The sequence below is a fragment of the Streptosporangium longisporum genome (assembly GCF_039534895.1).
GTDB lineage: Bacteria > Actinomycetota > Actinomycetes > Streptosporangiales > Streptosporangiaceae > Streptosporangium > Streptosporangium longisporum.
This window is the reverse complement of sequence record NZ_BAAAWD010000006.1, coordinates 366,615-385,903: the sequence shown is the minus strand read 5'-3', so window position 1 is coordinate 385,903 and position 19,289 is coordinate 366,615. Positions and strand designations below refer to the sequence as shown.

The 19,289-nt window shown below is 72.9% G+C and carries 17 protein-coding genes; 10 read left to right on the top strand and 7 right to left on the bottom strand.

What is annotated here, in order from left to right:
• Positions 1-79: 79 nt before the first annotated feature.
• Together ABD832_RS05790 and ABD832_RS05785 are read right to left on the bottom strand one after the other, a co-directional pair.
• A complete protein-coding gene (locus tag ABD832_RS05790) occupies positions 80-529 on the bottom strand; it encodes an STAS domain-containing protein (RefSeq protein WP_344889453.1) in 450 nt (149 codons plus the stop codon).
• A gap of 56 nt (positions 530-585) precedes the next feature.
• The gene (locus tag ABD832_RS05785; RefSeq protein WP_344889450.1) at positions 586-2,085 is read right to left on the bottom strand and encodes an LCP family protein; all 1,500 of its coding nucleotides are present in this window, start codon (positions 2,083-2,085) and stop codon (positions 586-588) included.
• 66 nt (positions 2,086-2,151) lie between these two features.
• On the opposite strand from ABD832_RS05785, the gene ABD832_RS05780 reads away from it, so the two are divergent.
• Complete coding sequence (locus ABD832_RS05780; protein WP_344893339.1) at positions 2,152-3,177, top strand: glycosyltransferase family 2 protein; 1,026 nt, start codon at positions 2,152-2,154, stop codon at positions 3,175-3,177.
• A 34-nt stretch (positions 3,178-3,211) separates the two neighbouring features.
• On the opposite strand, the gene ABD832_RS05775 is transcribed toward ABD832_RS05780, so the two are convergent.
• Positions 3,212-3,955, bottom strand: a complete 744-nt coding sequence (locus tag ABD832_RS05775) for an IspD/TarI family cytidylyltransferase (RefSeq protein WP_344889447.1) — start codon at positions 3,953-3,955, stop codon at positions 3,212-3,214.
• 155 nt (positions 3,956-4,110) lie between these two features.
• Here ABD832_RS05775 and ABD832_RS05770 point away from each other — a divergent pair, with 155 nt between their 5' ends.
• The 8 genes from ABD832_RS05770 (at position 4,111) to ABD832_RS05735 (ending at position 12,476) form a co-directional block, all read left to right on the top strand.
• Complete coding sequence (locus ABD832_RS05770) at positions 4,111-6,084, top strand: CDP-alcohol phosphatidyltransferase family protein (RefSeq protein ID WP_344889445.1); 1,974 nt, start codon at positions 4,111-4,113, stop codon at positions 6,082-6,084.
• A 142-nt stretch (positions 6,085-6,226) separates the two neighbouring features.
• On the top strand, positions 6,227-6,847 hold the full coding sequence (locus ABD832_RS05765; protein ID WP_344889443.1) for a DUF5941 domain-containing protein: 621 nt from the start codon (positions 6,227-6,229) through the stop codon (positions 6,845-6,847).
• A gap of 129 nt (positions 6,848-6,976) precedes the next feature.
• Positions 6,977-7,711 (top strand): phosphocholine cytidylyltransferase family protein, encoded by a 735-nt coding sequence (locus ABD832_RS05760; protein WP_344889441.1) that lies wholly within the window; start codon positions 6,977-6,979, stop codon positions 7,709-7,711.
• 5 nt (positions 7,712-7,716) lie between these two features.
• Positions 7,717-8,757 carry an iron-containing alcohol dehydrogenase family protein gene (locus tag ABD832_RS05755; RefSeq protein ID WP_344889439.1) on the top strand — a complete coding sequence of 347 codons (1,041 nt, stop codon included), beginning with the start codon at positions 7,717-7,719 and terminating at the stop codon, positions 8,755-8,757.
• On the top strand, positions 8,735-9,502 hold the full coding sequence (locus ABD832_RS05750; protein ID WP_344889436.1) for a CDP-alcohol phosphatidyltransferase family protein: 768 nt from the start codon (positions 8,735-8,737) through the stop codon (positions 9,500-9,502). The genes ABD832_RS05755 and ABD832_RS05750 overlap by 23 nt, the downstream gene beginning before the upstream one ends.
• A 196-nt stretch (positions 9,503-9,698) precedes the next feature.
• Positions 9,699-10,580 (top strand): glycosyltransferase family 2 protein, encoded by an 882-nt coding sequence (locus ABD832_RS05745; RefSeq protein WP_344893336.1) that lies wholly within the window; start codon positions 9,699-9,701, stop codon positions 10,578-10,580.
• Positions 10,581-10,592: 12 nt separating this feature from the next.
• The gene (locus ABD832_RS05740) at positions 10,593-11,468 is read left to right on the top strand and encodes a sugar kinase (protein ID WP_344889433.1); all 876 of its coding nucleotides are present in this window, start codon (positions 10,593-10,595) and stop codon (positions 11,466-11,468) included.
• Positions 11,469-11,534: 66 nt separating this feature from the next.
• Positions 11,535-12,476 (top strand): ribonuclease Z, encoded by a 942-nt coding sequence (locus ABD832_RS05735; protein WP_344889430.1) that lies wholly within the window; start codon positions 11,535-11,537, stop codon positions 12,474-12,476.
• Between the two features lie 111 nt (positions 12,477-12,587).
• Here ABD832_RS05735 and ABD832_RS05730 read toward each other — a convergent pair whose 3' ends face one another.
• The 4 genes from ABD832_RS05730 to ABD832_RS05715 all read right to left on the bottom strand — a co-directional run bounded on the left by ABD832_RS05730 (position 12,588) and on the right by ABD832_RS05715 (position 18,083).
• Positions 12,588-13,325 (bottom strand): acetoacetate decarboxylase family protein, encoded by a 738-nt coding sequence (locus ABD832_RS05730; protein WP_344889427.1) that lies wholly within the window; start codon positions 13,323-13,325, stop codon positions 12,588-12,590.
• On the bottom strand, positions 13,310-14,431 hold the full coding sequence (locus ABD832_RS05725; RefSeq protein ID WP_344889424.1) for a glycosyltransferase: 1,122 nt from the start codon (positions 14,429-14,431) through the stop codon (positions 13,310-13,312). The genes ABD832_RS05730 and ABD832_RS05725 overlap by 16 nt, the downstream gene beginning before the upstream one ends.
• A gap of 49 nt (positions 14,432-14,480) precedes the next feature.
• The gene (locus ABD832_RS05720) at positions 14,481-15,746 is read right to left on the bottom strand and encodes an acyltransferase family protein (protein ID WP_344889421.1); all 1,266 of its coding nucleotides are present in this window, start codon (positions 15,744-15,746) and stop codon (positions 14,481-14,483) included.
• A 1,350-nt stretch (positions 15,747-17,096) separates the two neighbouring features.
• On the bottom strand, positions 17,097-18,083 hold the full coding sequence (locus ABD832_RS05715) for an NAD(P)-dependent alcohol dehydrogenase (protein ID WP_344889418.1): 987 nt from the start codon (positions 18,081-18,083) through the stop codon (positions 17,097-17,099).
• 298 nt (positions 18,084-18,381) lie between these two features.
• On the opposite strand from ABD832_RS05715, the gene ABD832_RS05710 reads away from it, so the two are divergent.
• Complete coding sequence (locus ABD832_RS05710; protein WP_344889415.1) at positions 18,382-19,251, top strand: DUF2306 domain-containing protein; 870 nt, start codon at positions 18,382-18,384, stop codon at positions 19,249-19,251.
• Positions 19,252-19,289 lie beyond the last annotated feature (38 nt).

The following is a 19,289-nucleotide window of genomic DNA, read 5'->3' as shown; positions in this document are numbered from 1 at the left end:
AAGCGAAGTGTAGATGCCAACCCGCACATGTGCCAGCTATTCCAGGAAAGAGCGTGCCGATCATGCCGGGCGGTCGTCCTCACCTGCCCTTTCGTCCCCTTACGGTACCTGTGCGGCACCGGAGGAACGGTGGGCGTGGCGGGACACGGCAGGAGGGGGGGCAGCCGGTGGAGTGGCTCGGGGCCATGGCGTCCAGGGCCTCGCGCAGGTCGCCGCGCACCTCGAAGTGCCGGTCGAGATTGGTGATCGTCAGCAGATGGGTGATCATGCCGGGGCTCACCACCAGCATGAGACGGCCGCCCGCCTCCTTGGTCCGGGTGAGGGTGCCCACCAGGACACCCAGCCCGACGGAGTCGCAGAACGGCACGCCGGTCATGTCGAGGACCAGGTTCGGGGCGCCCAGCGCCTCCAGGGCGCGGTCGATCTCCGCGCGCAGCCGGGGAGCGACGGACATGTCGAGCTCGCCCGTCGCCCGTACGACCGCGCAGGGACCACTGCGCCATGTCTGAACATCGAATGTCGAGATCACGATCATCACCTCCGTGCCTTTTTCCTGCCCGGATGAACGCTTGTTAAGCGTTTAACTCACTTTTTGCAGATATTGTCCGTTGCTGTTCTGGCGGACGGTGTCGCCGAGGGGGACGGCGTCGCGGTCGCGGGCGCGGCCGGCTCCTTGACCGTGATCTTCTTCGCGACCGGGTGCCTGCGACCGGCCACCACCTCGATGGCGTCGCCGAGGCTCGCCAGCGGCCGCAGCTCCGCCCCGGACAGCGCCGCCGCGACGGTACGGGCCGAGTCCTCGCGGCCGGGGCCGTACCGCACGACGGTCCGGTCGAAGTCCTTCTGCGGGGTGTTGCCCGCGATCTCGGGGACCAGGAACCCGGCCTTCTGCAGCTCGGCCCTGGTCCTGGCGCCCAGGCCGGTGATCGTGGTGCCGTTGAGCACCCTGAGGGTGATCCGCGACGGCGGCACGGTCAGCGCGGGCGCGGAGGGGGAGGCCGAGGGGGTGGGCTTCGGGGTCTTGGCCCGCGGGGTGGGCGCGACGAGCGTCTCGTCGGCGTCGATCCGGCGGAACAGCTCCTTGGCGCCCGCCTGGTCCCAGAGCACGGCCGACTCGCCGGTCGGCGTCTTGTAGTCGACGTCGGCGAGCGGGACCGTGGCGAAGGCCACGTCGTCGGTGGAGACGTTCTTGAGCTGGTCGGCCAGGCCGAGCAGGTCCTTGCGGAGCGCGTCGTCCACCCGGATCGTCTTCAGCGAGGTGTCGATGAAACCGGCCAGCCTGAGCGGGTTGGTGAGCGTGTCACCGCTGAGGGCCTGGTTCAGCAGGGCGGACATCACCTGCTGCTGGCGGTCGATGCGGTCCAGGTCGGAGCGGGCGGTGGCCCGCGTCCGGGCGTAGGCGAGGGCGTCGACGCCACCGAGGGGGTAGGTGCCCGGCTTGAGGTAGAGCGCGGTCTTCGGGTCGTTGATCGGGACCGGGGTGCACACCGAGATGCCGCCGAGCGCGTCGACCACGTCGATGAAGCCGAGCACGTTGACCTCGACGTAGTGGTGCATGGTCAGGCCCGTGACGGCCTGCACCGCGCGCGTCGCGAGCTTGGGGCCGCCGAGCTGGTAGGCGGCGTTGATCTTGTGCTCGCCCTTGCCGGGGATCGTCGTCCAGGTGTCGCGCGGGAGGCTGACCACGGTGACCTTGCGGTGGTCCTCGGACAGGTGGACGACCATCATGGTGTCGGTCCGCTCACCGCTCTCACGGCCCAGCTTGAGCCGGTTCTGCTGTTTCCGGGTGAGGTCGTCGCGCCTGTCGACGCCGACCACCAGGATGTTCATCGCGCCGGTGCTCGCGTGCGTCCCCGACACCCCCGCGTCGACCGGCCTGATCTTCGCCGTCGCGTAGTTCGTCAGCCCCCAGGTCACCCCGGAGCTGCCCAGCACCAGGCAGGACAGCGCGCCGGCGATCACCAGGCCGCGGCTGCGGGCGCGTGCCCCCCTCGCCGACCTGCGGTCACGCCGTGGACTCACCCTGACGCTGCCGTAGGCGTCGCCGCCCACGTGCACACCCGAATCCTCCTCCGGGTCGCGCATGCATGGCCCCCTAGCCTCCAGCCGGGTCGATCAGGTACCCGTTCGTACAGTAGCGTGAGCGACGCCATGAAGCAGTTCCCCGACTCGCCCGCGCCGGCGTCGTCTTCCGAGACACGCGTCTGGCCCCCGATCTCCATCGTCATCCCGGTGCTGAACGAGGAGCGCCATCTGCGGGAGGCGGTGCGCCAGGTCCTGTCGCAGCGGTACGCCGGTCCGATCGAGGTGGTCCTCGCCATCGGCCCCTCGCGCGACCGCACCCAGGAGGTGGCCGACGAGATCGCCGCCGACGACCCCCGTGTGGTGGTGGTACCCAATCCGACCGGGCGCACCCCCAACGCGCTCAACGCCGCCATCGCCGCCTCCAGCAACGAGATCGTCGCCAGGGTCGACGGCCACGCGATGCTGCCCGACGACTACCTCCAGATCGCCGTGGAGACGCTCGAGGAGACCGGCGCCGACAACGTGGGCGGCGTCATGGCGGCCGAGGGCGTCACGCCGTTCGAGCAGGCCGTGGCCCGCGCGATGACCTCCAAGATCGGTGTCGGCGGTGCCCGCTTCCACACCGGGGGCACGGCCGGTCCGGCCGACACGGTCTACCTCGGGGTGTTCCGCCGCTCCGCGCTGGAGCGGGTCGGCGGCTACGACGAGCACTTCCAGCGGGCCCAGGACTGGGAGATGAACCACCGCATCCGCGAGTCGGGCGGCCTGGTCTGGTTCCAGCCGCGGATGCGCGTCTCCTACCGGCCCAGGCCCGACCTGAGAGCCCTGGCCAGGCAGTACTTCCACTACGGGCGCTGGCGCCGGGTGGTCGCCCGCACCCACGAGGGCACGATCAACCTGCGCTACCTGGCGCCGCCGCTGGCCGTGCTGGCCATCCTGGTGGGGCTGCTGGTCTCGCCGTTCTTCTGGCCCGGCCTGCTGATCCCCGGCGGGTACGTCGCGGCGATCCTGGCGGGGTCGGCGGTGACCGGCAGCGGCCTGCCCACTCCCGCGCTCGCCCGGCTGCCGCTGGTCTACATGACCATGCACATGTCGTGGGGCTGGGGCTTCCTGACGAGCCCGCGAAGGCTCGGCAAGCCGGAGCGCGGCTGACCCCCGTGTCCGGACGGCCCGTACCCGGAAGGTCTCAGTCACCGGCCGCGGCGGCCCGCAGCAGGGTCTCGGCGATCAGCAGGTCGACCGGGTGGGTCACCTTCATGTTCCGCTCGCTGCCCGGCACGACGTGGATCGGCACCCCGGGCAGGTAGCGCAGCAGCACGCCGCAGTCGTCGGTGGGCGGCCGGTCCCCGAACCCGGGGTCGGCGAACGCGCGCTCGTACGCCTCGCGGATCACCGACAGGCGGAAGCACTGCGGGGTCTGCACGCGGCGCAGGGTGGAGCGGTCGGGGACGTCGAGGACGAACTCCCCGTCCGGCCCGGAGGAGGTCACCACGATCGTGTCGGAGCTGGGGATCGCGACCTCGACGGCCCGGTGGGTCCTCAGCGCCTCGACGCAGTCGGCGATGATCCGGGGCTCGGTCAGCGGGCGCACGGCGTCGTGCAGCAGGACGTCGCACTCGCGCGCTCCCAGGGCCCGCAGCGCCCGCCAGGTGGTCTCCGGACGGGTCTCGCCGCCCTCCAGCACCGCGGTGACCTTGGTGAGGCCGCCGCGCTCCACGATCCGCTCCACCTCCCCGGTGAAGCCGGGCGCCATCAGCACCATGATCTCGTCGATCTCCGGCACCCCCTGGAACAGGGCGATCGTGTGCTCCAGGATCGTCCTGCCGGCTATCTCCAGCAGCTGCTTGGGGGTGCCGCGGCCGACGCGCCGGCCGACACCCCCCGCCAGGACCACCGCGACGGTTCGGGGACGGGGTGCGCGTTCGGCCACGTTCGCCTTCCTTCGGCAAGTTCGGATATGGCGAGCGTAACGGGTGCGTACCCGATCGTCCGGCGCGCTCCCGTGCTATCCCGTCAAGATCTGGCTACGCTGAGTGCGCACTCCCCGATTCGTACGGTGACCCCGTCGGATACGAAGGAGCCCGTATGCCCGACCCTCGCGCCACCGCCTCGCCCGGCACGCCCCGGACGGTCGCGGTCGTGCTCGCCACCACCGAGGCGTCCCACCTGCGCTGCCCGGACGGGACGCTGCTCGAACGGCTGACCGCGCAGCTGTCCACCCTGCCGGTACGGGACGTGCACGTGGTGGCCCGCTCCAGCGACATCATCCACGCGCCCGGCGGCACCTACATGATCGGGACCGAGGGCTCCCGGGGGCTCGCCGACGACCTGCGCAGGGTCGCCAAGGCGGCCGGGTCGTCCACCGGCCCGGTGCTGGTGGCCGCCGGTGACCTCCTCGCGCACACCGAGGCGCTGGCCCTGCTGGCCGAGCACCCCTCGCACGGCACCGCGGCGCTGGTGGGCGACGAGGGGGACGGGCCGGGCCCGTCGCGCCCGCCGGTCAGGACCGAGGGCGGGGCGGTGACCGCCGCCGGCACCTCCTTCCACCGGGTCGGCGCGGCCAACGGCACCTTCCGCGGGGCGTTGCAGATCGGCGTCGCCGACCTGGCGCTCCTCGCCGAGGTCGCCGAGGCGCTCGCCGAGCTGGCCGAGACCGGCCGCCTCGGCCCGATGGACGGCGCCGAGGCGCCGGGCCTGCTGCTGACCGGACTGGTCCGCTCGGGCGTCCGGGTGCGCGCGGCCAGGCTCGGCCGCCTGCACGGCGACCGGATGGACGGGCAGGCGGACACCGACGCGGCCGTACGGCGGATGGAGAAGGTCGACGAGGCCGAGGCCCGGCTGGACGACGCGGTCAAGGGCAACGACGGCTTCTTCGCCACCTACGCGGTGAGCTCCTGGTCGCGGCATCTGGTGAGGCTCGCGGCCGAGCTCCGGCTGACGCCCAACGCCGTCACCGGCATGTCCGTCGGTCTCGCCGCGCTCGCCGCGGTCTGGTTCTCCACCGGCACCCGGCCGGCCATGATCGCCGGAGGGGTGCTGCTCTACCTGTCGTTCGTGCTCGACTGCGTGGACGGACAGCTGGCCCGCTACACCCGAGCCTTCTCGCCGCTCGGGGCGTGGCTGGACGCCACCTTCGACCGCGTCAAGGAGTACGTCGTCTACGTGGGCCTCGCCTTCGGGTACGCGGCCGGGCTGGAGACCACCGGGGGCGGCCCGGACGGCATCTGGGCGCTGGCGGTGGCCGCGCTGATCCTGCAGATGCTCCGCCACATGATCGATTTCTCGTACGGCGGGGCGCGTGCCGACGCCGCCCGGGCGAGGGCGGCCCGGTCCGCGCCGGAGGGTTCCGGAGTCCCGCGTTACCGCGGGAGGGACTCCGGCACCGGTCCGCAGGACGCGTGGGAGACCCCCGAGCCCGGGACGACGGTCTCGCGGGCCGTCCTGGCCGACCCGGCCGATCCCGCCGACCCCGCCCGCCCGGAGGGCCTGACCGGGTGGCCGGTGCCGGTGCCGCTCCTGGAGCCGAAGTGGCGGGCCGCGTTCGCCCCGGCCGAGGCGGAGCAGGTGCCGGCGACGGGCGACCACGGGGACGGCCCGCCCGTCCGGGACGACCGGGCGGGCACCGGCAGCCTCCTGGACGAGTGGACGGGCACCGGAGGATCCGCCGGCGAGCGGGCGGGGGCCACGGACGTCGCCGTGGACGCCGGCGGGGCGGTGCCCGGGAGCAGCGCGGACTCCACCGCGGACTCCACCGGGAACGACGCGCGGGACCGGCGCGGGACCACCGGGACCACCGGCGGCCCCGGGATCCCCTCGCGCGCGATCGAGCCGGACCGGGACAACGCGGTCGTACGGCTCTCCGAGACCATGGAGAAGGTCTCCCTCGCCCGCTGGCTCAAGAAGATCGTCGTCCTGCCCATCGGGGAACGGATGGCGCTGATCGCGCTGACCGCGGCGTTCTTCAACGCCCGGGTGACCTTCCTCGCCCTGCTGGCCTGGGGCGGGGTCGCGATGGTCTACATCCTCGCGGGCCGGATCGGCAGGTCGCTCAACCGATGACCGGTAACGGACACGACGCCGGGCGCCGCGGGCGCCGCGGGCATGGCGGGCACGGCGGGCGGCCCGCGCCTCCGCCCGGGTCCCTCCCGGGAGGGACACCGTGGGGGACACCGACACGAACAGGGGAACGGATGTGATCGCGATGTCCGTGCACATGACGCCGGTGCCGCGCAGCGCCGTGGTCGCGTACCGGGACGACGGGGTGCTGTCGCGGGGCATGGGCGCGCTGGTGGCCGGGCAGCTCCCGCCGCTGCCGCCGGCGATCGTCGGGATGTTCGTGACCGGGGTGCTGCTGCTGGTCGGCGTGGCCGGTACCGACGGCCCGGCGGTGTTCGCCCCGGCGGTGGTGCTGCTGCTGACCGGCCCGGGCAGCTCCCACCCGCACGACGGCAGGCTCGACTGGCTGGTGCCGCCGATCCTGCGCCTCACCGAGTACGGCTTCGTGGCCTCGGTGGGCTTCGCGCACGACGTGCCGCCGGTGCTGATCTTCGCGCTGCTCGGCGCGATGGCGTTCCATCACTACGATCTGGTCTACCGGTTGCGGCAGCGGGTCTACCCGCCGTCCTGGCTGGCCTCGGCCGGTCTCGGCTGGGACGGCCGGATGCTGCTGGTCGCGCTGGGCGGCCTCGCCGGGCAGGTCACCGCCGTCTTCGCGCTGCTCGCGCTGTACCTGTGGTGCCTGTTCTCCTGGGAGAGCGTCACCTGCTGGCTGGCCGCCCCCCGGGTCGGGGTGGACGCGGCCGACCTCGGCGCGCACGACTGAGGACCCCCGTGACGCGCGATCGGGAACATCCGGCAAACTCCGGATTACACGATCAGGCCCCGAAGGCAACTAACCTTTGGGGCCTAGGAGTGCCCGCCGGGAGGCTCTCACCCGAATGAGGAGTGCACGTTGCTGGGAATGGTGCTGGCCGCCGGGGCCGGACGACGCCTGCGGCCGTACACGGACACGCTGCCCAAGGCTCTCGTGCCGGTCGACGGCGACACCACGATCATGGACATCTCGCTGCGGAACCTCGCGGCCGCCGATCTCCGTGACGTCGTGGTCATCGTCGGCTACCAGGCGCAGGCCGTACACGAGCGCAAGGCCGAGCTGGAACGGCGGCACGGCGTGAAGCTCATCCTCGTGCACAACGACAAGGCCGAGGAGTGGAACAACGCCTACTCGCTCTGGTGCGCGCGCGAGTACTTCGACCAGGGAGTGCTCCTGGTCAACGGCGACACGGTGCACCCGGTCTCGGTGGAGGAGACGCTGCTGTCGGCGCCGGCGACCAGCGACATCCTGCTCGCGGTGGACGACGTCAAGAAGCTCGCCGACGAGGAGATGAAGGTGACCCTCGACGAGGACCGTCACCTGCGGCGCATCACCAAGCTGATGGACCCGTCCGAGGCCGCCGGTGAGTACATCGGCGCCACGCTGATCCGTTCGGGCATCGGCGAGCGCCTCGCGGACGCGCTGAAGGCGACCTTCGAGCGCGACCCGCAGCTGTACTACGAGGACGGCTACCAGGAGCTCGTCGCCCGCGGCGAGAAGATCGCGATCGCCCCCATCGGGGACGTCCCCTGGGTCGAGGTCGACAACCACGACGACCTCGCCAAGGCGCGGGAGATCGCGTGCCGATACTAGCCAGGATGTTGCCGGCCCCCCTGTCGATGGAGGTCCGGCGCGGTGCGGTCGCCCAGCTCGGCTCGCTGCTGGCCGACAGCAGGGTGGCGACCTCCGGCCGGGTGGCGGTGGCGGTGGGCGCGGGCCAGGGGGACCGGATCGCCTCGGTGATCGCCCCCTCGCTCGGCGAGGCCCGGGTCTTCCGGGTCCCGGACGGTTCGGTGGACGCGGCCGTCTCGCTCGGCGCGGACCTGCGCAAGGGCGCCTACGAGGCGGTCGTGGGCATCGGCGGCGGCAAGACCATCGACGTGACCAAGTACGCCGCGTCGCTGGCCGGGATCCCGATGGTCGCGGTGGCCACCAACCTGTCGCACGACGGGATCTGCTCGCCGGTGGCCTCGCTCACGCACGACGGCGGCAAGGGCTCGTTCGGCGTGCCCATGCCGCTGGCCATCATGGTCGATCTCGACTTCGTGCACGACGCGCCCGCCTCGCTGGTCCGCTCCGGCGTCGGCGACGTGGTCAGCAACCTGTCGGCGATCGAGGACTGGCAGCTCGGCGCGGCCGAGCGCGGCGAGCCGATCGACGGCCTGGCCTGCGCGATGGCCCGTACCGCGGCGGAGGCGGTGATCGGCCGGGGCGACTCGATCGAGTCCGACGCGTTCCTGACCGTGCTGGCCGAGGCGCTCATCCTGTCGGGCATGTCGATGGTGGTCGCCGGGTCGTCCCGTCCCTCCAGTGGCGGAGATCATGAGATCCTGCATGCCGTGGATCAGCTCTTTCCCGGTACCTCCAATCACGGCGAGCTCGCCGGGATAGGTGCCGCGTTCTGTTTCTTCCTCCGCGAGGACTCGCGCAGGCTCACCCAGGTCGTCGACTGCCTGCGCGGGCACGAGCTGCCGGTCACTCCCGCCGACGTGGGGCTGTCCGCCGGGCAGTTCACCGAGGCGGTCGTGCTGGCGCCGTCCACCCGCCCGGGCCGCTACACGATCCTTGAGCACCTGCGCCTGTCGGAACCGGAGATTCGCGAGCGGGTGGAGGATTATGTCCGGGCCGTCGGTCGCTGAGCTCCGTGCGGTGGCCCAGCCGCAGTCGACCATGGGCCGCAACAGCGGCGAGCACTGGGCCGGCTCGCTGTACATGCGCAAGGTGTCGATCTACGTCACCTGGGTGCTGGCCAAGACGCCGATCACGCCCAACCAGACCACCTGGCTGATGATCTTCACCGGGGTGCTGGCCGGGGTGGTGCTCGCGCTGCCCGGTCTGTGGACGGCCGTGCTGGCGGCCCTGCTGGTCCAGCTCTACCTGCTGCTCGACTGCTCCGACGGGGAGCTGGCGCGCTGGACCCGGCGCACCTCGATCACCGGTGTCTACCTCGACCGGGTCGGTCACTACTTCGCCGAGGCCGCCCTGCTGATCGGGCTGGGGTTCCGGGCCTCGCAGGTGCTGCCCGACTGGTACACGGTGGCGGGCTTCGCCGCCGCGCTCGGCGCCATCCTGATCAAGGCGGAGACCGACCTGGTGGACGTGGCCCGTGCCCGGTCGGGCCTGGTCGCGGCCACCGAGTCCTCGGCCGAGCAGTTCGGCTCGCGCGGGCTGGGCATGGCGCGCAAGGCCGCCGCGGCGCTGCGCTTCCACCGGATCGTGCAGGCGGTCGAGCTCTCGCTGCTCGTCGTGGTCGCCGCGATCTGGGACGCGATCGACGGGGGCCTGGCCGCGACGAGGGTGCTGGTGGTGGCCTGCGTGGTGGTGGCGGTGCTGCAGATGGTCCTGCACCTGATCAGCATTCTGGCCTCCAGGCGGCTTTCGTGAGGAACCGGATGGCGGCCGGGCGCGTCGTAGGAGCGGGCACCCCGTTGTTTGGTGGGTGTTCGTCGGCGGTTCCGATACGCTTGTTCCCCAATAAACGCAGCATCCCAGGCCCGGCCAGATGTGCCCGATCCAGCAGACTCGGTGATCATGAAAGTATGCTCCGCACGTGCTCTCGACGCGTCAAGGCGATGACCCGTTGAAGATCTCGTGCGTCATCCTCACCATGGGCAACCGGGTCCCCGAGCTGGACCGGGCGGTGGAGTCCGCGCTGAACCAGGTCGACGGCGACGTCGAGGTGGTGATCGTCGGTAACGGCGCCGACGTCCCCGAGCTGTCGGTCTCGGTGCCCGCCGGTTCCTCGGCCTCGGTCAGGAGCGTGCGGCTGAGCCACAACGCGGGCATCCCCGCGGGCCGCAACCGGGGCGTCGAGGAGTGCTCGGGCGACGTCGTCCTCTTCCTCGACGACGACGGCTGGTACGCCGACACCGGCCTGGTGGCCCACCTGCGGGAGCGCTTCTCCACCGAGCACGACCTCGCGGTCGTCTCCTTCCGGGTGAAGGACCCCGACGGGGGCGTCGGGCAGCGCCGGCACGTCCCCCGGCTGCGCGCGGGCGACCCCGAGCGCTCCTCCCCGGTGACCACCTTCCTGGGCGGCGCGTGCGCGATCCGTCGTTCGGCGTTCCTCCAGGTCGGGGGGCTTCCCGAGCGGTTCTTCTACGCGCACGAGGAGACCGACCTGGCCTGGCGGCTCCTCGGCGAGGGCTACCGCATCGAGTACGACGCCAAGACCGTCATGTACCACCCGCAGGTCCCCCCCACCCGGCACGCCGACTTCTACCGGCTCAACGCCCGCAACCGGGTCTGGCTGGCCCGCCGCAACCTCCCCTGGGTCCTGGCGGCGCTGTACCTGCTCAACTGGATCGTCCTGACGCTGATCCGCGAGCGCTCCGGCCCCGCCCTGCGCGCCTGGTTCACCGGCTTCGTCGAGGGGCTGCGCGAGCCCGCCGGAGAGCGCCGTCCGATGGGCTGGAACACCGCCTGGCGGATGCTCCGCCTCGGCCGCCCCCCGATCGTCTGATCCCCCTGCACCGTGGACGTGTACACCCTGGGTGAGGCGTTCGGCGTCGTCACCAGCGGCCGGATCCGTCACGAGCACGAGGCCAGGCTGGACGTCACCGGCGCGGAGTTCACCGTCGCGGTCGGGCTGGCCCGGCTCGGGCACGGGGTCGGCTGGCTGGGCAAGGTCGGCGACGACGAGCTGGGCGCTCGGATCCTCACGGCGCTGCGCGGCGAGGGCGTGGACGTCTCCGACGTCAGGGTGGACGAGGCGGCGCCGACCGGTCTGCTCCTGCGGGAGTCCAGGCTCGGCCAGCCCCCCTGGGTCACCTACTACCGCACCGGGGTCAGGCTCGCCCAGGGCAACGTCCCGATCGACCGGATCGCGGCCTCCCGCCTGCTGCACGTCAGCGGGATCACGGCCGCGCTGAGCGCGCGCGACGCCATGAACGCCGCGATACGGGCGGCGCGGACCGCCGGGGTCGCGGTCTCGGTGACGATCGACTACAACGACCGGCTCTGGCCGGACCTGCGCGAGGCCGAGGAGATCCTCAGCGTGCTGGCGTGCTCGGCCGACGTGCTCTTCGTCCGGCAGAGCGAGCTGGACCTGGTCAAACCCGCGCTCACCGGGGACCGTGAGGTCATCGTGATCCGCGGCACCCGGGGGGCGAGCGTCCGGGTGGACGGCGTCCGCCACGACGCGCCCGGCCTGTCCGCGCCCGTGGTGGACCGCAACGGGTCGGGCGACGCCTTCGTGGCGGGCTACCTCAGCGCGCTGCTGGAGGGGCTCCACCCCGCCGACCGGCTGCGCCGCGGCTTCCTGCTCGGGGCCTTCGCCTCGTCGGGCCCCAGCGACTGGCAGGGCCTGCCGACCAGGGCCGAGCTGCCGCTGCTGGACCTCGACGCCTGATCCCCCGCCTGACCCCCGCCCGGCCCCGCGGGTGCGACCGGCCCGCGAGCGCCTACCATCGCCTTCGTGTCGAACCGAGAACTCGTCGTCCTGGGCACCTCCAGCGCGGTGCCCACCCGTCACCGCAACCACAACGGCCATCTGCTGCGCTGGGACGGGTACGGCCTGCTGTTCGATCCCGGCGAGGGCACGCAGCGGCAGATGATCCACGCGGGCGTGGGCGTGCACGACGTCGGCTGGATCTGCCTGACCCATTTCCACGGCGACCACTGCCTGGGGGTGCCGGGGATCGTCCAGCGGATGTCGCGGGACGGGGTGACCGAGGCGGACGCGGCCTTCCCGGCGAGCGGTGAACGGTACTGGGAGCGGTTGCGGCACGCGACGGTCTTCCACGACGTCGTACGGATCCGCGAGCACCCGCTCTCGGGGCCCGTGGCCGAGCTCGACACCGGTGGCGCACCCTTCGCGCTGACGGCCCGCAGGCTCGACCATCCGGTGGAGGCGTACGGCTACCGGCTGACCGAGCCCGACGGCGTCACCATGCTCCCGGACGAGCTCGCCGCCCGCGGCGTGCGCGGCCCCGACATCGGGCGGCTCCAGCGGGACGGCCGGGTCACCGCTCCGGACGGCCGGACGGTGACGCTGGCCGAGTGCGGTGTGCGCCGTCCCGGCCAGAAGATGGCCTTCGTCATGGACACCCGGCTCTGCGACCCGGTCTTCGAGCTGGCCGACGGCACGGACCTGCTGGTCATCGAGTCGACCTACCTGGACGAGGACGCCGGCCTGGCCCGGGACCACGGGCATCTCACGGCGGGGCAGGCGGGCCGGGTGGCCTCCGAGGGCGGGGTCGCGCGGCTGGTCCTGACCCACTTCTCCGAGCGGTACCGCGCCGAGGACGAGGAACGCTTCGCCGCCCAGGCGGCCGCCGTGTTCGGCGGGGACGTGGTCGTCGCCCGCGACCTCTGCCGCGTCCCGGTCCCGCCGCGCAGGGCCCTTCCCGCCCGCTGACCGGCGTGGACGGGCCGGATCGGCGCGGACGGGCCGGGGCCGGCGTTCGGCCGGAGGGACCCGTCGCGCGGGGCCCTTCCCCGCCCGCCGACCGGCCGGTCCCGTGGCCGGTCAGGGCTCCTTGGCCTCGCCGAAGGACATGGCCATGTGGGCGACCGTGGTTGTCATCAGGGCGCGCCTGGGCAGGCCGAGCTCGCTCAGCTCCTTGGCGATCGAGTGGTTGCCCAGCCGGATCAGCGCGCCTCCGGGACGTGCCCGGACGCCCCGGGGGGTCATCGACCACGGGATGCGCCGGGTGACGCCCTCCAGGTGGCTGTAGGCGTCCATGGCGGTCATCATCCCGGTGCCCGGCACCGGGACGCCGGGTTTGATCAGCAGGTCCAGCACCATGCGGCCGTCCTTGCGCAGGATGCACCGCTTGTAGGGGGTGGACAGGCGAAGGTCGATGTCGGCGAGCTCCTTGGGGAAACCCCAGATCGAGCGGCCGGCCTCCAGGGTGAAGCCCTGGTCGACGGGGAGCCAGTGGACGAACGCCCCCGCGCCCGCCGCGCGCAGCTCGGCCAGGTTCGCGCGCAGCCCGCCGCCCGGGGCGTGGCCGGCCCCGGGGGGCCGGACCAGGAAGGCGATGCCGAACTCGTGGTACGGGTCCAGGTCGCCGTCGACGTAGTCGGCGAACATCAGCGTGCACAGCGCCTTACGGGGCAGCACCTCGGCGACGTCCAGGTTCGAGTAGGCGATCACGGCTCGCGCGGCGTCCGCCCGGACCAGGTAGGAGGCGGCGCAGACCGCGACGTCGCGGATGCGCACCGGCATGGCGACCTCGCGCCCCTGGATCAGATGACGTGCCATGCCTCCAGTACACCAATCTCCAGCCGTGACGTCACTGTTTTACCTGCCCATTCCTCAAGCATTCCTATGAATTCACCGGCTTTGTCCGGCCAGTTGTGATGGGCCAGTGCCTCGGCGTGACCGCGTACCCCCATCTCCGCGGCCCCCGCCGGGTCGTCCCGCAGGGCCAGCACCGCGCGTACGGCCGCGTCCGCGTCCCCGTAGGGGACGACGGTCCCGCACCCGGTCCGCTCGACCAGCGCGGTCACGGCGGGCAGCGGCGTGGTGACCACCGGGATCCCGCGCGACATGTAGTCGATGACCTTGGCCGGCAGCGGGGGCCGCCCCGGCGCACGGCGGGGGAGCGACAGGCCGGCGATCGCGCCCTCGGCCATCCGCAGCGCGTGCCGGTTGGGCACGTGGCCGTACCAGTCGAGCAGGCCCTGCCGCTGCGCGTCCCGCAGCATCGGCCTGACCCGGGCGTCGGCCGAGCCGATCAGGTCGAGCCTGATCCCGTACGGGAGCAGCGCGCGGGCCACGCCGATCAGCTCGTCCACGCCACCGGCCTCGGACAGGTGGCCGATGTGGACCACCCGGTTGCGGCCGGGCGGCGCGGGCGGGAGGGCCGGCACGTAGGCGGCGTCGGGCACCACCGGGTGGGGCCGGTCGAACCGCTCGCGCAGGGACTCCTCGGACAGGATGAGGCGCAGGTCGCGTTCGGCGCGGGCCTCGACGCGGCGTACCAGCGCGGACAGGGCCCGGCGCGGGTGCCAGGCGGGGCTGTAGCCCGCGTCCCGCACGTCGGCGGCGCGTACGTCCCAGACCGTGGCGGGGCGGCGTCCGGGCAGCCGGAACAGCAGCTCCAGGTCGTGCACGATCAGCAGGTCGGCCCCCTCCACCCCGCGGGCGAGAGCCTTGCGGGCGGCCTTGAGCGAGCGCCCGCGGCGGTTGCCGATCGCCCGCGGCACGTCGATCGCGCGGATCGGCGGATCCGGGGTGACGTTGCAGTCGGTGAAGGGGGCGACGTAGGTGATCTCGTGGCCGGCGTCCAGAAGCGCCCGGATCTGCCGGTGCATGATCCGGGCGTCTTCCGGGTGATGAACGATCGTGGCGACACATACCCGCATACGCCGATGGTGGGCGTTTGTTCCGTCCTCCCCGGAGGGGTTGGGTTAACTACCGGGGAACCGCCGCTGAACTCTCCTGGGCGGGCCCGGCGGGTGCGGCGGGTCCCTCCGGTCCGGCGGGCCGGCCGGACGTCCCCGCGGGGCCGGCGGGCGCCGGGGACGGGCGGCGGTAGAGCCAGACCAGGCGGGGTTCGAGCAGCCACTTGAAGAGCCTGCGGGTCTCGGGCAGGCAGAGCACGATGGCCAGGGCCAGCGAGCTCGACGCGATCGCGGCCACGCCCAGCGGGCCGTACAGCCAGGGGAAGCTCAGCCAGCCCTGGTCCTTGGCGATGACCACGACGACGCCGTGCAGCAGGTAGGCGTACAGGGTGCGGGTCCCCAGGTCGGAGAACCAGGTCTCGCGCCTGGGCACCAGCGCGAGCACCGCGAACGTCATGACCAGCGCCGCGACCAGCACCGCGGCGCGCACCCCGAACCCCAGCCACCAGGTCATGTCCATGGCCTTGAAGCTGTAACGGAAGTAGATCGGGTCGAGCGGCACGCGGGGCGCGATGACGATCGCCACCCCGGCTGCGCCGGCCAGGACGACCGCCGAGGTGATCCTGACCCACAGGGGCTTGAGCAGGTCGAAGTGCTCGGGCTTGAGCAGCAGGCCGAAGACGTAGAACGGGAGCAGGCCGAAGAAGCGGTCGATGCTGAAGTCGCCGGAGATCTCCGAGAAGCCCGCGGCCATGTAGATGACCACGGCGACCAGCAGCGGCTGCCGCATCCGGGTCCAGATGGGCGTGGAGATCCGCCACAGGACCAGGGCGAGCAGGTACCAGTTCAGCCAGGCCGGGTCGATGATCGTGAGCGTCCACTTCTGGCCCAGCGCGAAGCGCAGCAGCGCGTACCCGATCTCCACCACCACGTACGGGATCAGCAGGGTGTCGACCAGCTTGTTGATCTTCGCGTTGGAGTTCCAGAAGTTGCGTCCCAGGTAGCCGCTGATCAGCACGAACGCCGGCATGTGGAACATGTAGATGAACAGGTACGCGGCCTCGGCCGAGTGCGCCTTCAGGGTGGGCACCAGCGCGTGGCCCGTCACCACCAGGGCGATCAGGACGAACTTCACGTTGTCCAGGTAGGGCTCGCGCTTCTTCTTGGCCTGGGGAGCGGGCTCCTGGGCGGCCGGTTCGCGCTCGCGCTCGGCCCGCCGCTCCTGCTCGGCCGCGGGACCCTGGTTCCAGAACGAGGGCTCGGCCTGGCCACCGGCGTTCTCCCAGTAGGAGAACGGGCGCTCCTCCGGAGCCGGGGCCGGGACGGGACCCGGCACGGGGGTGGCCCGGGGCAGGGACCGCCCGGTCTGCGGCGCTGACTGCGGCGCTGAGTGTGGTGCGGACTGCGGCGCGGTGTGGGGGTGTCCGGCGCCGGGGAACGGCTCGGGGAACGACGGGTGCCCCGGACCGGCCGGCCGGCCGGGCCCCTGGGGCCGGGCCGCCCCGCCGGGCGGGGGCACGGCGTACGGGTGCGCGCCCGGCTGCGGGTGGGCGGAGGGGTGAGCCTGCGGGTGGGCGGACGGCGGGGTGCCGGGAGGTACCCCGCGGTCCGGCCGGGGGGCGGGGACCGGGGAGGCGGCGTACGGGTCCGAGCCGTGCGAGGTGGGACCGTGCGACGCCGGGCCGTACGGGTCGGAGCCGTGCGAGGGGGTGCGCGGGGCGGGGGGGACGCTCCTGGGCCCAGGACGCGTCCCGCATCCAGGCCCGGTCGTCGCGCGCCCCGGTGCGGTCCTCGGGCGTCCGCGGGGGAGCGGCTCCCGGCGGAGCGGGTGTTCCCAGGGGAGCGGGTGTCCCCAGGGGAGGTGTCCCCGGGAGGTCCTCGCGAGCCCAGGCCGGGCCTTCCTGCGCCCAGGCGAGGCTCTCCTGCCCCCAGGACTGGTCGTCGCGCGCCCAGAACGACCCCTCCTGGGACCAGGCCGGGTCGTCGGGGCTCCAGGAGGCGCCCCGGGGCACCGGCTCGGGCTCCAACGGCTTGGACAGGTCGAGCGGATCACGGGAGTCGTACGGCTCGCCGGGGTGGGCCTCCCGGTACACCGGGTAGGCCCCCCACTCGGTGGCCTCACCGGGGCGGTCGTCGCGCGTGTCGTCGCGTACGTCGTCGCGCGGGCCACCGTGCCGGGGCGATCGGCCGAAGGTGGTCGCGCCGTGGCCGGGCGGCTCCGGCCACGCGGGCCGGGAGGGCACAGAAGGCCGAGAAGGCCCGGAGGGTTCGGAGGATCGGGAGTGCCGGGAGTCGCCGGGCTCCGGGTCGGGAAGGCGGTGTCCGCCGGACTCCGGCCACGGGGAGCGGGACGGCTCGAATCCCAGGGGCGGGGTCCGGGACGCGTCCGGTCCCGGGTCGGACCTCCGGCCCTGGCCGCCGGTGGACCGGCCGGGGCCGGCGCCGGAACCGCCGTCGTCCTGGGGGGCCGGCACCTGGGAGGATCGGATGTCGCTCACGGGGGGATGGCTCAGCTATCTCTCGGAGGCCGGGGAGTGGTCGGGCAGACCGACGGGGGCGCCCGGAGCGGGCCGGATGCGCGGGGGTTCGCCGTGCCGCCGTCACCACCCTAAACCGACCGTGCGCCCTGTGTCGCACACCCGCTTCGATTCCGGAGGTTCCCGGGTAATCGTGACCGTCCGCGCCGTCAGACCGTGACGACGACCTTCCCCGGCGCGTGCCCCCGCTCCTGGTACCCGACGGCCGCCGGGATCTCCTCGAACGGGTAACGGCGGTCGATGAGCGGGGTGAGCCTCCCGTCCTCGATGAACTCGGTCAGCGTCACCAGGTTCCTCCCGATCCCCGTGCTCCGGACCAGGTCCACCATGACGATCCTCTGCGACACGAACGGCGACGTCGCGAGCGTCGAGAGGATGCGGCCGACGGGCCGCACCCACCGCCCGCCCGGCCCGCCGACCAGCGCGCAGGTCCCGTCGGGGGTCAGCACGCGCCGGTACGCCCGCCACGGGTGGCTTCCCGCGATGTCCAGGAGCAGGTCGTGGCGCCGCCCGTCGCGGGTGAAGTCCCGCTCGGTGTAGTCGACGACCTCGTCCGCGCCGAGCGAGCGGACCAGCTCGACGTTCCGCGTGCCGCACACGGCGGTGACCCTCGCACCGAACGCCTTCGCGAGTTGTACGGCGAACGTGCCCACGCCTCCCGACGCCCCGTTGACGAGGACGCTCTGCCCCGGCCGGATCCGCCCGGCGTCCCGAAGGGCCAGCAGGGCGGTGATGCCCGCCAGCGGCACCGCGGCCGCCTGCTCGAACGACAGGTTCCCCGGTTTCGGCGCGAGCTCGTCCCGGCGGACGCACGCGTACTCGGCGAAACCGCCCTGCTTCGGCATCCCGAAGACCTCGTCACCGGGACGGAACTCCGTCACCTTCCGGCCCACCGCCTCGACCCGGCCCGCGATGTCGGCGCCCAGCACGCGGATCTTCGGCGCGCGCAGGCCGGGACCGCCGCCCATCAGGCGCGCGATGTACGGCTCCCCTCGCATGAGGTGCCAGTCGTAGGGCTGGACGGAGGTGGCGCGCACCCGGACCAGCACCTCGTCGTCGGCGGGCACGGGCGTGTCGATCTCGGTGAGATCCAGGACGTCGGGTGAACCGTACGAACGCAGGACGAACGCCTTCATGAGATTCCTCATTCCTCGTGGGCGCGGGACGGGACACCGGCCCGCCGGAGGCCGTCACCCTCATGGAGCGGCCGGATCGACGCGTCGCCCGCGCCGGTGGACCGGCGGTGCCGTCGGTTGTCGTCGGTGCCGCCGGCCGGACGGTGACGAGCGCGTCCCGGGCCACGCAGGGTCAGCGTAGGAGTCCCGCGCGGAGGGTCCATCGGCCGAAAGTACGCCTGATCAGTGGATGATCGGCCAGTGCGGAGCGGGCCTTTCCGGCGATGACCGCCGCCGTGCCGGCGGTCACGATCGGGGCATGACCGATGAGGGCCCGACGGGCCGCACCCTGTCCGAGCAGCCGCCGCGACGCCGACCCGCGGACGGACGGGACACGCGGGGAACCTCCACCGCGGCCCCCTCCACCGGGCCGGACGCGAGACCGGACGGCGGGACGAACGGCGCGACGGACGCCAGGACGGAGGCCTGGACGAACGGTGGAACGGGCGCCAAGGTGAAAGGCCGAACGAGAGGCAGGACGAAAGGTGGAAAGGGCGGCGGGACGAACCGGCTCGCGCTCGCCGGGCTGATCGCGCTCGGCGTCGTTCCCCTGGTCGCCGGAGCCGCCCGCCTGACCGAGCTGACCGCCGGCGCGCAGATCACGCCGGAGAACGCGCGGTTCTTCGCGGCGCCCCTGCCCGTGGTGCTGCACATCGTGGGCGTCGGCCTGTACACCCTTCTGGGGGCGTTCCAGTTCGCCACCGGTCTCCGTCTGCGCAGACCCGGCCTGCACCGCGCCGCCGGGCGGGTCCTGGTCCCGGCCGGGCTCGTCGCGGCGCTCACGGGGTTGTGGATGACGGTGTTCTATCCCCCCGCCCCCGAGGGGAGCGATCTGCTCTCCGCCGTCCGGCTCGTGTTCGGCACGGCCATGGTGGTGGCCATCGTCCTGGGCGTCGCCGCGATCCGGCGGAGGGACTTCGCCCGGCACCGTGCCTGGATGATCCGCGGGTACGCGATCGGCCTGGGCGCGGGCACGCAGGTGCTGACCCTCATGCCGTGGTTCCTGATCGTCGGGACGCCGGGCAAGGTCACCACCGCGCTGCTCATGGCCGTCGGCTGGGTGATCAACGTCGTGGTGGCCGAACGGATCATCCGCGGGCGGCCGCGTCCCCGACGTGATCGTCCGTGAGCGGCCACCGGTCCGGCCTGGGTCGTCCGTGAGCGGTC

Excerpts from the sequence above, each read along its gene's own strand:
- ABD832_RS05785 (WP_344889450.1), bottom strand. The coding sequence starts at position 2,085 with ATGCGCGACCCGGAGGAGGATTCGGGTGTGCACGTGGGCGGCGACGCC.
- ABD832_RS05780 (WP_344893339.1), top strand. The coding sequence starts at position 2,152 with ATGAAGCAGTTCCCCGACTCGCCCGCGCCGGCGTCGTCTTCCGAGACA.
- ABD832_RS05770 (WP_344889445.1), top strand. The coding sequence starts at position 4,111 with ATGCCCGACCCTCGCGCCACCGCCTCGCCCGGCACGCCCCGGACGGTC.
- ABD832_RS05765 (WP_344889443.1), top strand. The coding sequence starts at position 6,227 with ATGTCCGTGCACATGACGCCGGTGCCGCGCAGCGCCGTGGTCGCGTAC.
- ABD832_RS05755 (WP_344889439.1), top strand. The coding sequence starts at position 7,717 with ATGTTGCCGGCCCCCCTGTCGATGGAGGTCCGGCGCGGTGCGGTCGCC.
- ABD832_RS05750 (WP_344889436.1), top strand. The coding sequence starts at position 8,735 with ATGTCCGGGCCGTCGGTCGCTGAGCTCCGTGCGGTGGCCCAGCCGCAG.
- ABD832_RS05730 (WP_344889427.1), bottom strand. The coding sequence starts at position 13,325 with ATGGCACGTCATCTGATCCAGGGGCGCGAGGTCGCCATGCCGGTGCGC.
- ABD832_RS05725 (WP_344889424.1), bottom strand. The coding sequence starts at position 14,431 with ATGCGGGTATGTGTCGCCACGATCGTTCATCACCCGGAAGACGCCCGG.
- ABD832_RS05715 (WP_344889418.1), bottom strand. The coding sequence starts at position 18,083 with ATGAAGGCGTTCGTCCTGCGTTCGTACGGTTCACCCGACGTCCTGGAT.
- ABD832_RS05710 (WP_344889415.1), top strand. The coding sequence starts at position 18,382 with ATGACCGATGAGGGCCCGACGGGCCGCACCCTGTCCGAGCAGCCGCCG.